Below are 14,016 nucleotides of genomic sequence, written 5' to 3'. Positions count from 1 at the left end.
TTGCTCTTAACTCTATAAGTGCATATGCAGAATGCATTCCAATAGAGCCCAAATCTGGAGAAGAGAAGAAGATAGTGGGTGAAGAAGGGGGCCGGGGCGATATTTCCTTTTCCCCTATAAGGCCTCATGCTGCTCTAGGAGCAATATGAACCGGTTCAAAGTGAACCGGCGAGGTCAATCTGACCCGCTTTTTATGGCATTTCCCGGGTATTAAGGCTGCTTTTGGAATGGGATTGCGTATTCTTTTAGCCGGCGCTTCAAAGTGGAAAGTGAGATGCCTAATTCCCGAGCGGTGGCGGCCTTATTGTATCGGTTTCGCGCCAGGGCTTCTTGGATCATCTGCCGCTCTAAAGTTTTGAGTTGAGAGCCAGCGGGCGGCTGGGAAGGGGGAGGTTTAGAGGAGGATCTTTCAGCAGTTGCAAGGGGGAGAAAGTGGAGGTCTTGGGGGTGAATAGGATTTCCTTTAGTCAAAGCAGCAGCGCGTTCCAGGACATTGCGAAGTTCTCGGATATTTCCAGGCCAGGAGTAAGTTTGCAGCGCCTTTAAGGCGGCGGGAGTGAGGTGGCAGTCAAGGCCCCGTTGCTTGAGAAAGTGTTGCACCAGCAGCGGGATGTCTTCAGGAATATCCCGTAGGGGAGGGACGTCGATAATAATGACAGAAAGGCGATAAAATAGGTCAGCGCGGAAAGTGCCTGCTTGGACCATGGCGGCAAGATTGCGGTGGGTGGCTGCAATGACGCGCACATCGACCCGAACAGGTTGGTCTGAACCCAGGGGGGTCACCTCACGATTTTCTAGGGCTCTCAAGAGCCGGGGTTGCAGCTCAAGGGGAAGCTCGCCGATTTCATCGATAAACAATGTTCCCTGATTCGCCTTGCGAAAAGCGCCTTCTCGACTACCGGCGGCGCCAGTAAAAGCTCCTTTGGTATGTCCAAACAGGTCGCTGCGGATAAGCTCTCTATCGGTTACGGAGGCATCAAAGACGACGAAAGGGCCGTTGCGGCGAGAGAGGTGGTGCAGAGTACGGGCGACCAGTTCTTTTCCCGATCCGGATTCACCTTGGATAAGTAGAGTCGTGAGGGTGGGGGCGACCGCTCGCAAGAAGCCATAGAGTTCACGCATCGGTTGGCTCCCCCCCACTAAGGGGCCCAGTTGATTCTCCTGGGCTACGGCTATTTCATGCTCTTCTGTGAGTTGGCGCAATAGGATTTGCGTTCTGCCCAGCATGCCTGTGACCTCCATACCAAGAATAGCTTCGGTTACCCGAAGAGATTCGATAAAGGAGCCATTCGTTGAGCCGAGATCACGAAAGAGATACCCCTCTGGCGTTGAGCGGATCTCGGCATGGTGTCGGGACACTGAGCGGTCGTGCAAGATGAGGTCATTATCGAGGGCGGTGCCGATCCTTATTATGGGCAAGGACAGGGTGAGTTCTAATCCTGCATCGGGTCCCGAAAGCACTTTTAAGGCGAGGGCTTTAAATTTGAGCCGTCGGCCTCTGCTAGGCCGAGGGACGGCTATCGTAGTTGTTTTTTCTGAAGACATCTTCGCCTCGCTTGTAGTGCGGGCACTTTGGCAAAATCCTTTGTTATCGATATTTATCTTGGTATCCTGGCCAGGGTTTACTGGGCGGTGATTTGGAGCATTGTTTGGTTTGCCCCCGTATTCCCTGTCGCTTTATCGTAGGAATAGACGACCACCTCATAAGTCCCCGGCTCTTCAATCACTGTTTTCCCTTGGAAAAGGTTGACAGAACCGGTAAAGGGGAGGGCAATTTCTCGTAATTTTTTGCCGTTTTGCATCAAGAGAGCTTTGACTTCAAATTTCTCTGGTGGCCATAGGCCATCACCCATAATGGGACAGCCACACATCATTGTGATCTTCCCATAAATATCGGTTTGGCCCCCTGCTGATACTCGAGTCCAGGCATCGACAATGAAACCGGGTAAATTAATGATAATACCATCGCCAATAATGTCCTTGCCGGGAATCACCCAAGAGGTCACCGTGGCTTCTTGTTGGGATTGACGGGCACCAGTGGGCCCCCATACTCGAAAACGTAGCAGGCGGGGCCGCTCAATATCCACTGTAGCTAGATAGCCAGCTGTGGTTTTAGTGGTTATTCGTTGGCCCCGTTCAGGAGGGGTTCTCATTAATAAATCCGTATCGCCGGTGTCTCCTCGAATCTGCCCTTGAGCAAGGATTGCACCAGTTTCTACGTTTTCTACCACAGCGCGCATTCCGCCGACACTACTGCCAATAAATTTAGCATCAACAGCACGCGCTCGAATCATGATACGGGTTTCCTCCCCAAAGGCAGGACTTTCTCCTCCAATTGCCAAGAACCCTACTATCGCAAGCCAAAACCACGATTTTGATGATATCGCTTTCATAGTGATTCTTTAGATCTGTTGTTGCAGCAATGCTTGGGTGATTTCTTCCCATTCTGCATCCCAAGGCAACTGGGAGACGGTTTTGCCAGCGCGAGAATACCAGTAGGCAGCATTTGAAAGATCCCCTTCCTTTCGATGCAGATAGGCATGGACCCAAGCCCCTGTCGCATCCCCCGCTGATTGGGCAAGATGATGGGCGTGATCCCAATCCCCCTTAGCCTCATACCATAAGGCCTGAAGTGGTAAAGGGATATCCTGAGGTGGATTATTTGCGGCTAGTAGATTTTTGAATTCTTGCAAGTTCATTGTCTTCACATCCTTTAGATTGTAAATCGAATATTTTATGAATGACTGGAGAATTAAACCTCCACTATGATGAGAAGGACGGACGCTTCTTTTGGGCCAAGTGTCCCCGGACGCCAATGGCGCTGGAGGGGGCTTATTGAATACGGGATCTTTAAAATAGCATAATGGGTTGTATGGCTAGAGTATAGTTCCCATCCTTCTACCTTATAACCTTGAATAAATATGCTTGCTTATATTATTCGTCGTATCTTGTATGCTATTCCGATTCTAGTCGGGATCAATATTTTGACCTTTATTTTGTTTTTTGGAATTAACAGCCCGGATGACATGGCCCGGGTGCATCTGGGAACTAAGCGGGTCACCCAGGAAGCCATAGAGGCTTGGAAGCGGGAGCGAGGTTATGATAAGCCCTTATTCTGGAATAAGGATGCGGAGGGGAAGGAAAAGTTTACCGAAACTATTTTTTTTTCTAAATCTGTTGTTTTATTTGCCTTCCGCTTTGGCCGTGCCGATGATGGTCGTGATATCGGACAGGATCTCCGTACCCGTATGTGGCCCAGTTTAGCTATTGCGGTACCTGTATTTATGGTGGGTTTATTGGTCAATATTACCTTTGCCCTATTCATCGTGTTTTTCCGCGGGACCTATTTCGACCTAGGGGGGGTCGTGTTTTGTGTGGTCTTAATGTCCATCTCCACCCTATTTTATGTAATTACTGGTCAATATATCGTGGGTAAGTTGATGCATTTGGTGCCTATTTCCGGCTATGCTAGTGGATTGGGGGCATTAAAATTCATTATCTTACCTGTCATTATTGGGGTTATTTCGGGTATTGGGGCTGGTACCCGGTGGTACCGAACCCTATTTTTGGAAGAGGTTAGCAAGGACTATGTTCGCACTGCCCGTGCAAAGGGCCTATCCGAACTCAAGGTGCTGTTTAAGCATATACTAAAAAATGCTTTGATCCCCATTTTGACTGGGGCGGTGGTGATCTTGCCTACTTTATTTTTAGGTAGCCTCATTTTGGAGTCTTTTTTCGGCATTCCAGGTCTTGGCAGTTATACCATTGATGCCATCAATGCCCAGGATTTTGCGATTGTGCGGGCCATGGTATTTCTGGGCTCAGTACTCTATATCTTGGGTCTCATCTTGACGGATATTTCTTATACTTTGGTGGACCCTCGGGTGCGCCTTAGCTAAATGATGCCTTTTCAGCCTGTTTTTCTTTGGACCGATATTCTTATTTACCTGTTATTGGTGGTGCTAGCCGTAGGGATAGGCATGATCCGTCGGCGTGAGCATCTACGTGCACCTTGGCGCCGTATTCTGCATAGCCGCCGGGGCCAAATTGCCTTGGTGATTCTCATTGCTTATGCTGTGGTTGGTCTCTTGGACTCCATCCACTTCCGCCCGGCCTTGGAGCACTCCTCCTTCCAGACAACCCGGGTCCAATACTCTCCCGAGGTGCTCAGCCTCCTGGATATCTGGGTCTCTCATTTGCGGGAACAAACAGAGACTACTTACTCGGCTCCTTTTGCCACTCATCTTTACGTCAAGGAACAGGTGGAACTGCCGGATGGGCAACAATTGCGCACCTATCCCCGGTTACAATACGGGGGCGCCCATTTAGCGGATCCGTCGGCGCGTTGGTACGATGTGGGGCAAACGGTACTGCAGGCGGGGGGCAGTGGTATTGTTTGCTGGTTGCTTTTCACCCTCCTAGGACTGGCTTGGTTGGCTAAAGGGCAGGGCGTCAGTTATCCCCTTTATCTGGGGCAGGTCCTGAAAGGTCACCCGGAAGCCCCGTGGCGGGTTGCCTTTATCACGGCGGGAATTGTCGTGGTACTTGCTTTTATGGCGGTGGCTTTGAGCCATGATTATCATATTTTGGGAACCAATAAAGTCGGCCAAGATGTCTTTTATCAGAGTTTAAAGAGTATTCGTACAGGGCTTGTCATCGGCACCCTCACCACTTTGGTGATGCTGCCTTTTGCGTTGGCGCTGGGCATTGCCGCAGGCTATTTTCGGGGCTGGGTGGATGATGTGATTCAATACCTCTATACCACGCTTAATTCTATTCCCGGGGTGCTGCTCATTGCCGCGGCAATTCTGATGTTGCAAGTTTATATGGGTAACCATCCGGAGCAGTTTGAGACCGTGATTGAGCGAGCCGATCTGCGCCTTTTATTTCTCTGTCTTATTCTTGGGGTGACCAGTTGGACGGGATTGTGTCGGATTCTACGGGGAGAGGCTCTCAAGCTTCGGGAAGTTGATTATGTTCAGGCGGCCCAAGCCTTTGGGGTGAGCCGGACCAAGATTTTATCCCGTCATATCTTGCCCAACGTAATGCATATTGTTTTGATATCGGTAGTGCTGGATTTTAGTGGTTTGGTGCTGGCCGAGGCGGTATTGTCCTATGTGGGAGTAGGGGTTGATCCTGCGACCATGAGCTGGGGCAATATGATCAACAGCGCCCGCCTTGAGATGGCCCGTGAACCGATGGTGTGGTGGTCCCTGACTGCAGCTTTCCTGTTTATGTTTATTCTGGTGCTTGCCGCCAATCTATTTTCTGATGTGGTACGGGAGGCTTTAGACCCGCGAGCGAGGTAATCATGTCGGTAGAACAAACACATCCTTTAGCCCTAAAACAATATTGTCGAAACTTGGTGGAAACCAAGGCTTTTGAGCGGTTTATGGCGGTGGTTTTGAATAATTTGGAGGCGGCGAAGCGGGAGCATTTGGAGGAATTACGGTATTCCCCTAAGGTGGAGGAGTTGCTTGCTGAACTACGGGAAACCCAGGCCACTCTAGGGCGGTTGCAGGAACGGCTGGAAACGGTAACGCGGACTCGCCTGGAGGAGATAAAGGAGCGTCCCCTTGACTGAGCCCTTGTTGCGGGTTGAAGGGCTCAAAACCTGGTTTGAAACCTCAGCAGGGACAGTACAGGCCGTCGATGGGGTCGATTTTGATATTTGCCAAGGCGAGACTTTTGCTTTGTTGGGGGAGTCGGGTTGCGGTAAATCCATGACGGCGCTTTCTGTGATGCGTTTGATACCTGTTCCCCCAGGCCATATGACTGCACGCAGGGTGGTCTTTGATGGGGAGGATCTGCTGGAGTTGCCGGAAGTAGCTATGCGCAAGCTGCGAGGCCGGAAAATTGGGATGATTTTCCAAGAACCCCAGACTTCCCTCAATCCCGTCTTTACCGTGGGGGATCAAATTGGCGAAAGTTTGCGGGTTCATCTTGGCTTGCGGGGTCGTTCTCTGCGTCGCCGAATTCTAGATCTTTTGGAGGCAGTGGGGATTCCCGATCCCGGGCAGCGCGTAAATGATTATCCCCACCAGTTCTCGGGAGGGATGAAGCAGCGTGTAATGATTGCCATGGCTCTTGCCGGAGAGCCGGAATTGCTGATTGCTGATGAGCCTACAACCGCTTTGGATGTAACCATCCAAGCCCAGATCCTAGCATTGTTGAAACGGCTGCAGGAGGAACAGGGTCTCTCCATTCTCCTGATCACCCATGATTTAGGGGTGGTGTCCCAGGTGGCCGATCGGATCGGGGTGATGTATGCGGGTCATTTGGTGGAGCAGGCGAGCCGTGAACGTTTTTTTTCAGATCCCCTTCACCCTTACTCCCGTAAGCTGTTTGAGGCCCTTCCTCGCTGGGGTAAGCGGGATCAGCGTTTGAATGTGATCCGAGGTAGTGTTCCCTCGTTGGCCCAACATTTTCAAGCTTGCCGTTTTGCTGACCGCTGTGATTTTGCTTGGGAAGCTTGCCGGATACAGGCCCCCAAGTGGCTTTTGGCCAAGTCTGGTCACCATGTTCGGTGTCACCTTTATGATCCGGAGATTGCGCCAACTCGTCCTCATCCAGGCCAAGGCAGCAGTTATCACTCACCTTTGTCAACGGTGCAGCCCGCTGGGCAGGTCTTGCTCAAGGTTGAAGATCTTAAGGTCTATTTTCCCCTTCGAAAGGGAATTTTGCAGCGGACTAAGGGCTATATCAAAGCGGTTGACGGGGTTTCCTTGGAAATTCGGCGGGCCGAGACTTTGGCTTTAGTGGGTGAGTCAGGCTGTGGCAAAACCACTGCCGGTAAAGGAATCCTGCAGTTGTTGCCGGTGACGGCGGGTAGGGTGCAGTTTGGCGGTGAAGAATTGACTCGGCTTAAAGGCCGCGCTCTGCGCCGGCGGCGGGCTGATTTTCAGATTATCTTTCAAGACCCCTTTGCCTCCATGAATCCACGCATGACCATTGGTGATATTGTGGAAGAGGGCATGATTGTGCAGCGGGTGGAGGACAGTGCTGAAGCTCGGCAACAACGGATAGTTGAATTGTTGCGGCGGGTGGGACTGCCCGCTGAAATTCGGGATCGCTATCCTCATGAATTTTCCGGGGGGCAGCGGCAGCGGATCTGTATCGCCCGGGCCTTGGCCGTCAAACCTAAATTTGTTGTCTGTGATGAGCCTACCAGCGCCTTGGATGTTTCGGTTCAAGCGCAGATTCTCAATTTGCTGCGTGAAGTACAGCACGAGTTTGGTTTGTCCTACTTATTCATTACCCATAATTTGGCGGTGGTTGAATATTTGGCCCATCGGGTAGCGGTAATGTATTTAGGTCGTATCGTGGAGGAGGGCACAGTAAAAGAAGTACTCCAGCAGCCTCAGCATCCTTATACCCAAATGCTTCTTGAGGCGGTGCCCATGATAGAAAGGGAACAAAAATCCAAGCGAGTAAACCACTCAGGAGATGCTCCCCCCTCGCCGGCCAACCCACCGAAGGGGTGCCATTTTTATCATCGCTGTCCCCATGCCATGACAACTTGCCAGGAGCAGTATCCTGGTGTTGTTCAAATTTCCACTACCCATAAAGTTTATTGTTTTTTACATCGCTAAAGGATCTTTTTCTCTATAATTAGTCAATCACTAAAGGTTGTTTTAGATTCCAGGAAGCCATGATGCGTATGAAATGCCTCTTGCTGGTTCTGCTCCTGTGCGCTTGCAGTCCGGTGGCTGAGTATGATTACGCTGAAAAGCGGGCTGCCATGGTGCAGGCTATTGAGGAACAGGTTCGCCTCACCAGTCAGTGGATGGATCAGACTGCATTGGATCCGCGGGTGATAAAAGCAATGGGAACAGTGCCCCGACATCAATTTGTGCCGGAAGAATATCGCCGGTTGGCCTACTGGAATCACCCTTTACCTATTGGCGATAAGCAAACGATTTCCCAGCCCTACATTGTGGCGCTTATGACCCATTTGGCTGAGCCTGATCCGGAAGATGTGGTGTTAGAAGTGGGGACGGGATCAGGTTATCAGGCTGCGGTATTAGCCCAATTAGCCAAGCAAGTTTATACTATTGAGATTATTCCAGAATTAGGCAGACAAGCGACGGAGCGTTTGCGTCGGCTAGGCCTTGATAACATTGAAGTACGGATTGGTGACGGCTACTATGGGTGGGAAGAGCACGCCCCCTTTGATGCCATTGTCGTTACTGCTGCCCCCGAGCAAATTCCTCCCAGGTTGATTGAGCAGCTTAAACCCGGTGGTGTCTTGGTTATTCCAGTGGGTCGTGATTTCCAGCAGCTTATGCAGGTAAAAAAAGGATCGGGGGAAAAAATAGAAACTCGACGACTCATCCCCGTTAAGTTTGTTCCCTTGACCGGCGAACATTAGAACTTGCAAATAAAAGAAAACCTAAGCAGCAAAATGCAAGCCCAATATCCCCCAAAAATACTCATATAAGTATCTATTGTATTTGTATTTATAGCCTTTTATTTCTTTGCAACTCATTGCACCTTGTCTTTGCATTCTATTGCGGCCATAATGCTACCCTATTGAAACCCGAGGGTAGCAAATGCGCTTTACCGACTCTGCTATAAAGAAACTCAAACCCAAAGAAAGCCGCTTTGAAGTCTTTGAGGATGGGCGGCCAGGGTTCGGCTTGCGTGTGACCCCCAAGGGCAAAAAGTCATGGTTTTGGCTGTATCGCCACAATGGACGGCCCAGGCGGGTCACCTTTGGCAGCTACCCGGAAGTGGACTTGTACACGGCGCACTTAAAGCATGCCGAGGCTCAGCAATTGCTCTCCCAAGGGTTGGACCCTGGCGATTTGGAAACCGCACGCAAACAGCAAGAACGCCATGCTATTACGGTAAACACACTCGCTAAGGAATACCTGATCCGGCATGCCAAACCGAATAAGCGAAGCTGGGAAGCTGACGAACGAATGTTGAACAAGGACGTGCTACCCGCCTGGGGGAGGATTAAAGCTAAAGGCATTACCCGCCGTGATGTGGTTTTGCTGTTAGACGGGATACAGGACCGGAGTGCACCAGTGGCCGCCAATCGGACCCTATCCTTAATTAAAAGGCTGTTTAATTTTGGCGTTGAGCGGGCCATGCTGGATGTCTCCCCCGCCGCCGGGATACGTCCGCCAGCAAAGGAAACCCCAAGGGACCGGGTACTCTCCGAGGATGAAATTAAGGCGTTTTGGACGGGGCTTGAGAAAACCCATATGGCTGAACGGATTCAGTTAGCCCTCAAGTTTCAGCTACTCACCGCCCAGCGTAAAGGCGAAATACTTTCAGCAATATGGGACCAATTTGACTTTAACCAGGCAGTTTGGACTATCCCCGGTAGCATTGCCAAAAACGGACGGACCCACACCGTACATTTAAGTCCCCAAGCCCTTGAGATAGCCCAGCGGCTTCATTTCCTTGGCGGGGATTACCTGCTACCCGGTAAAAAAGGCGATAGGCCCATGACGGGGCGGAACATAGATAAGGAATTACGTCTCGCGTTGCCTACCCTGGGGACTAACCATTTTACCAGCCACGATTTAAGGCGTACGGCAGCCAGCCACATGACGGGGATAGGAATACCTAGGCTTGTCGTATCCAAAATACTCAACCACACAGACCGGGGGGACATTACCGCTATCTACGATCGCCACGACTATAACGCTGAGAAGCGGCAAGCATTGGAGGCTTGGGGGCGGAAGGTGGACCAAATTGTTTATGGTGGGGAGTGTGCCGAGGTGGTGGTGCTAAAAAAATATTAACTGTATTAATATTTTTGTTAACGAAAACAAATGCTTATTGCAAGCAATATTAAAACGTGGTACTGTATTGGATAACCCTGCGGGGTCCTATAAAGGGAAACCCCGCACCGCGCCAACGGTAACGGGGTTTTTGTTTTTTACAATCGGCCTTCAGCAAGGCATTTAAAACATGGTCGTAGTTAGTGCAAGTAACTCGACATTTTTACCCAGCCTAATTATTGGGCTAAGGGTCGTTAACTTAGGGTTAACAAGACAAAGTGTACCAGTTAGTAAAACTAACACACAACCCTTGGTTGCTACCCCGCCTTGCTGTTGGCCTCCTAAACATAGGAGTAAGAGCCAACAAATGTCTAACAAGAAATTAACTTATTGTGGTCTTGACTGCGAGATCGATCCTGCTCGTAAGGTTCTCCTTGCCCCTGAACTACGCAAAGCCATCGGCGGCATTCATGAATCAACGCTATGGCGTTGGATGAAGCAAGGCAAAGTCCCCTCCCCCATTATCCTCCCCAGCGGAAAGAAAGCTTGGCTTGTCGATGAAGTTGACGCTTGGCTGAAAAGCCTACCGCGTGGCTAAGGGGGTGCTCAATGAAATACCAAAACTTAAGCCCGGAAACGGGGCGAGAAGGTTGCGTCTCTAGAAATGGAAAAGCCCCACTGGGGGGAGGGGCTTCTGATGGGGCAAAACTGGAAAAGATTAACCCCTATTATACCCTAGCCCCCCATGACTTGAAAGCGCACGCCCTACTATATGCTGAATGGGGATGGCGGGTTTTTCCTGTCCATACTCCAATAAAAGGCGGGGGTTGTTCGTGCAGAAATCCTAAATGTGAAAACGTCGGCAAACACCCGCGCACTAGGAACGGGCTGAAAGACGCCACCACAGACCCCCAGGTTATTGAGGGCTGGTGGTGCAAATGGCCCGGTGCCAATATCGGGATTGCCACAGGGAAAGGGTCGGGGATTGTCGTTATAGACATAGACAGGAAGGAAGGCATTGATGGAGAAGAAGCTATTGGGGATAGACAACTCCCTGACACCGTGGAGCAAACCACAGGTTCCGGTGGGCGGCATTTAATTTATATCAGGCCGAAAACGGATAAGAAATACAGAACCTATACCAATATTCTCAAACCAACCCCAGGGGTAGATAGCCGGGCCGATGGGGGCTATATCGTGGCCCCTCCATCCCTGCATGAGTCATGGCGGCGCTATGAATGGGAGGCGAGTTCAGACCCTACCGAGGGAGTTTTGCCCGTAGACCCGCCAGAGTGGTTTATTGAACTCATAGAGGAAAAGCCGCACCTCCACTCAGTGGAGGACTTGCCCGAGCCTAGCGGGGAATTTCCTCTAAACATTAAAGAGATGCTTGAGGCAATACCGGCTGATAATTATGACACATGGATAGGGGTAGGCATGGCCCTCCATAGGATAGATTCTAGGAATGGATTCCGCCTCTGGGATGAATGGAGTGCCAAATCTGATAAGTATAAAGGGACAAGCGAGATCGTAGAGAAATGGACCTCTTTCAAACGCAACGGTAATGGTAGCCCGCCTGTTGATATAGGGACTGTCAGGAGGCTTGCCGAGGAGCATGGATGGGTGGACCCAGCTAGAGGGCATGGGGCAGAGGTAGCTGAGGCTTTAAAGAGTGGTACGGCTGAAGACTGGCCGGACCCTCAGCAATTAAAGATAGAGCACCCCGCCATTGAATACCCAATAGACGCGCTACCCGCCAGGGTTAAAGAAGCCGTTATCGAGGTGCAACAGTTTGTTAAGGCACCCGTCCCCATGGTGGCGTCTTCCGCCATATCGGCGCTATCTCTGGCCGCTCAAGCCCATGTTGATGTTAGGAGAGCATCAAAGCTTGATGGTCCTACCAGCCTTTTTATGCTGGTGATCGCTGATAGCGGAGAGAGAAAATCGAGTTGCGATAAATATTTCCTGGACCCTATCAAAAATTGGGAAAAGCAGAAGGAAGAGCAAGCAAAGCCTTTGCTCAGCGACTACAGGGCCGAGCAAGCGGCCTGGGAAGCCGAGTATAGCGGCGTTAAGGACAAAATCAAAAGGCTGGCAAAGGAGGGCAAGAGTACAGAGAAGGAAAGAGAAAGGCTGAAAGAGCTAGACCACAACAGGCCAGAGGAACACAGAACCCCCAGGCTGGTTTACGAAGACTTTACACCAGAGGGGTTGAAGTGGGACTTAGCCACGAAATGGCCTTCGGCTGGGATTATGTCGTCCGAGGCGGGGATTGTGCTTGGCTCTCATGGCATGGGCAAGGATTCCATCATGCGAAGCTTGGCCACACTAAACAAATTGTGGGACGGGACAGCAATGCCCATAAGCAGACGTACAAGCGAATGCTTTATCGTGAGAGGGGCAAGGGTGTCGGCTTATTTGCAGATACAAAAATCAGTTTTAGAACGGTTCTTTGAGCAATCGGGGGGGTTGGCTAGGGGGACTGGTTTTATGGCCCGTTTCTTAATTTCCTGGCCAAGGTCCACCCAGGGGACTCGTTTTTTTACGGACCCCAACGAGGATTGGCCAGCCCTTGACAGCTTCAAAGATAGGATCGCGGAAATTCTAGACGCACCCACGCTAATGGATAAAAACTGGGAGCTAACCCCTAATATGCTCGACCTATCGCCGGGGGCAAAAGATGCTTGGGTTGAATTTCACGATGAGATTGAAAGCGAGCTAAAAGCCGGGGGCCAGCTCGAAGACATTAAAGACGTGGCAAGCAAAATTGCTGAAAACGCGGCCAGGATGGCGGCCCTGTTCCATGTTTTTGATGGCGTTGGAGGCCCCATAAGCGCCCATTCTTTCGATTCGGCCAGTCGCATAACCCTGTGGCACCTGGGTGAAAGTCTCCGGTTCTTCAACGAGGTTGCCCCACCAGAGGGGAGGGAGAACGCCGAAAAAATCGAGGACTGGTTGCTTTCGTATTGCGAGCAGCATAGAACTACAAGGGCTCCTACCAAGCTTATCCAGCAGTATGCCCCCGGTAAGCTGAGAGAAAAGGCAAAGCTTGACGCGGCCATAGATGAGCTTGCAGCACTGAATAGGGTAAGAAGAGTTCAGGAAGGCAGAAAGAAGTTCATCGAGGTAAACCCCAAGCTGTTGGGGCGTGTTGTTTACAGTTCATGACCTTCTACTCCCTGCTATTCTTGCTATTTTTGCTACCGTTGGGCTCTAGCCCGTGGGGGGCGGGGCTCCGACGGTAGTAGCTCCTTGCTATTCTTCTGCTAGCGTTTGCTATTTTTCCGCTGCCGTTTCCAAAAATAGCAGAACGGTAGCAGAAGAATAGCAGACGGTAGCAAACGCCCGCTACCGCTGAAATCCCCATGGGACAAGGGCTACAGGCGTTCGGTAGCAAGAATAGCAAAAATAGTAACCCCCTAACCCTAGGAAAATGTATATGAGCCTATTTGACAAGATTCACAGCCTGCCCAAAAGAAGGCCGCTTGCTACCGTTATCCCCATAGAGGAAGGCAGGAAGAACAAGCGCCCATGGTGGGACAACCGTATTACCTGCCAGGAATGCATATACCTAGCAAAGAGTAACGGCCTATGCCTGAACGCCGAGAAAGCCGGGGCGGTGCCGAGGCGTTACTACCCGGTGCCGGATATTCCTAGGCGGTGTGAGGGGTTTAGGGGGCAGTTGTAGAACTGGCGAGCGGTTTAAACCAAGGAATTAGTTTAATGTCTACTGATATTTACAGAAGGAGATCAACTGATGAGTTTTAAGCCTGGGAAAAGCGGCAATCCAGCAGGGAGACCGAAAGGGACCAAAGACAAGCGGACTGAGTTTAGGGAGCTGTTGCGCCCCCATGCGCCGGATTTAATTAAGAAGGCGGTAGAGATGGCTTTAGAGGGGGATGCCACTGCGTTAAAGTTGTGCCTAGATAAACTAATCCCTAACCTCAGACCCCAGGCAGAGCCGGTATCCATTCAGTTTAATGGCGAGTCATTACTTGAGAAAGGCCAAGAGATTTTAAAGGCAGTCAGTAAGGGGGAGATCACGCCAGAGGAAGGGAATCACCTGCTAGCCTCCTTGGCGAACTATGGAGGGCTTGTTGGCAAGGAGCAGTCTTTAAAAAGGCATCGCGATTACCAGTCGTTTGATGCCATGTTTAAAGGAGGCATATAGATACCCTAAAAAGCCCAAATGTGGCGCGCCAGCATCGGTAGAGATTTGGTGAAACGCATTCAACTACAATGAATGGTGCTGGGGTTTATGTAAATATCCCCTGTTCTC

General features: G+C 50.7%; 12 protein-coding genes. 9 read left to right on the top strand and 3 right to left on the bottom strand.

The annotated features are described in order from the left end of the window. Positions 1-210: 210 nt before the first annotated feature. The 3 genes from E3U44_RS00150 to E3U44_RS00140 all read right to left on the bottom strand — a co-directional run bounded on the left by E3U44_RS00150 (position 211) and on the right by E3U44_RS00140 (position 2,699). Positions 211-1,545, bottom strand: a complete 1,335-nt coding sequence (locus tag E3U44_RS00150) for a sigma 54-interacting transcriptional regulator (RefSeq protein ID WP_134356109.1) — start codon at positions 1,543-1,545, stop codon at positions 211-213. 77 nt (positions 1,546-1,622) lie between these two features. Further along, positions 1,623-2,294 carry a hypothetical protein gene (locus E3U44_RS00145; protein ID WP_240761666.1) on the bottom strand — a complete coding sequence of 224 codons (672 nt, stop codon included), beginning with the start codon at positions 2,292-2,294 and terminating at the stop codon, positions 1,623-1,625. A gap of 108 nt (positions 2,295-2,402) precedes the next feature. Continuing rightward, positions 2,403-2,699, bottom strand: a complete 297-nt coding sequence (locus E3U44_RS00140; protein ID WP_134356107.1) for a hypothetical protein — start codon at positions 2,697-2,699, stop codon at positions 2,403-2,405. A 222-nt stretch (positions 2,700-2,921) separates the two neighbouring features. Here E3U44_RS00140 and E3U44_RS00135 point away from each other — a divergent pair, with 222 nt between their 5' ends. The 9 genes from E3U44_RS00135 to E3U44_RS00095 all read left to right on the top strand — a co-directional run bounded on the left by E3U44_RS00135 (position 2,922) and on the right by E3U44_RS00095 (position 13,908). Further along, a complete protein-coding gene (locus E3U44_RS00135) occupies positions 2,922-3,899 on the top strand; it encodes an ABC transporter permease (protein WP_134356106.1) in 978 nt (325 codons plus the stop codon). 3 nt (positions 3,900-3,902) lie between these two features. Further along, positions 3,903-5,309 carry an ABC transporter permease gene (locus E3U44_RS00130; RefSeq protein WP_134359600.1) on the top strand — a complete coding sequence of 469 codons (1,407 nt, stop codon included), beginning with the start codon at positions 3,903-3,905 and terminating at the stop codon, positions 5,307-5,309. Between the two features lie 2 nt (positions 5,310-5,311). Further along, positions 5,312-5,584, top strand: a complete 273-nt coding sequence (locus E3U44_RS00125) for a hypothetical protein (protein ID WP_206054853.1) — start codon at positions 5,312-5,314, stop codon at positions 5,582-5,584. Continuing rightward, positions 5,577-7,592, top strand: a complete 2,016-nt coding sequence (locus E3U44_RS00120) for an ABC transporter ATP-binding protein (protein ID WP_134356105.1) — start codon at positions 5,577-5,579, stop codon at positions 7,590-7,592. The genes E3U44_RS00125 and E3U44_RS00120 overlap by 8 nt, the downstream gene beginning before the upstream one ends. A 149-nt stretch (positions 7,593-7,741) precedes the next feature. Then, a complete protein-coding gene (locus E3U44_RS00115; RefSeq protein ID WP_206054940.1) occupies positions 7,742-8,371 on the top strand; it encodes a protein-L-isoaspartate(D-aspartate) O-methyltransferase in 630 nt (209 codons plus the stop codon). Positions 8,372-8,552: 181 nt separating this feature from the next. After that, positions 8,553-9,758 carry a tyrosine-type recombinase/integrase gene (locus tag E3U44_RS00110; protein WP_134356104.1) on the top strand — a complete coding sequence of 402 codons (1,206 nt, stop codon included), beginning with the start codon at positions 8,553-8,555 and terminating at the stop codon, positions 9,756-9,758. Positions 9,759-10,104: 346 nt separating this feature from the next. Beyond that, complete coding sequence (locus tag E3U44_RS19165) at positions 10,105-10,335, top strand: helix-turn-helix transcriptional regulator (RefSeq protein ID WP_166804972.1); 231 nt, start codon at positions 10,105-10,107, stop codon at positions 10,333-10,335. Between the two features lie 152 nt (positions 10,336-10,487). Continuing rightward, the gene (locus E3U44_RS00100) at positions 10,488-12,905 is read left to right on the top strand and encodes a DUF3987 domain-containing protein (RefSeq protein WP_166804971.1); all 2,418 of its coding nucleotides are present in this window, start codon (positions 10,488-10,490) and stop codon (positions 12,903-12,905) included. Between the two features lie 589 nt (positions 12,906-13,494). Then, positions 13,495-13,908, top strand: a complete 414-nt coding sequence (locus tag E3U44_RS00095; RefSeq protein WP_134356101.1) for a DUF5681 domain-containing protein — start codon at positions 13,495-13,497, stop codon at positions 13,906-13,908. Positions 13,909-14,016 lie beyond the last annotated feature (108 nt).

Origin of the sequence: Nitrosococcus wardiae (genome assembly GCF_004421105.1) — a bacterium.
Lineage (GTDB): Bacteria > Pseudomonadota > Gammaproteobacteria > Nitrosococcales > Nitrosococcaceae > Nitrosococcus > Nitrosococcus wardiae.
Note: the sequence above shows the minus strand (reverse complement) of the source record. Positions and strands in the feature narration are given on the sequence as shown.

Coding starts and splice junctions, on each gene's coding strand:
- E3U44_RS00135 (WP_134356106.1), top strand. CDS start 2,922: ATGCTTGCTTATATTATTCGTCGTATCTTGTATGCTATTCCGATTCTA.
- E3U44_RS00150 (WP_134356109.1), bottom strand. CDS start 1,545: ATGTCTTCAGAAAAAACAACTACGATAGCCGTCCCTCGGCCTAGCAGA.
- E3U44_RS19165 (WP_166804972.1), top strand. CDS start 10,105: ATGTCTAACAAGAAATTAACTTATTGTGGTCTTGACTGCGAGATCGAT.
- E3U44_RS00125 (WP_206054853.1), top strand. CDS start 5,312: ATGTCGGTAGAACAAACACATCCTTTAGCCCTAAAACAATATTGTCGA.
- E3U44_RS00145 (WP_240761666.1), bottom strand. CDS start 2,294: ATGATTCGAGCGCGTGCTGTTGATGCTAAATTTATTGGCAGTAGTGTC.
- E3U44_RS00095 (WP_134356101.1), top strand. CDS start 13,495: ATGAGTTTTAAGCCTGGGAAAAGCGGCAATCCAGCAGGGAGACCGAAA.
- E3U44_RS00110 (WP_134356104.1), top strand. CDS start 8,553: ATGCGCTTTACCGACTCTGCTATAAAGAAACTCAAACCCAAAGAAAGC.
- E3U44_RS00140 (WP_134356107.1), bottom strand. CDS start 2,699: ATGAACTTGCAAGAATTCAAAAATCTACTAGCCGCAAATAATCCACCT.
- E3U44_RS00115 (WP_206054940.1), top strand. CDS start 7,742: ATGGTGCAGGCTATTGAGGAACAGGTTCGCCTCACCAGTCAGTGGATG.
- E3U44_RS00130 (WP_134359600.1), top strand. CDS start 3,903: ATGCCTTTTCAGCCTGTTTTTCTTTGGACCGATATTCTTATTTACCTG.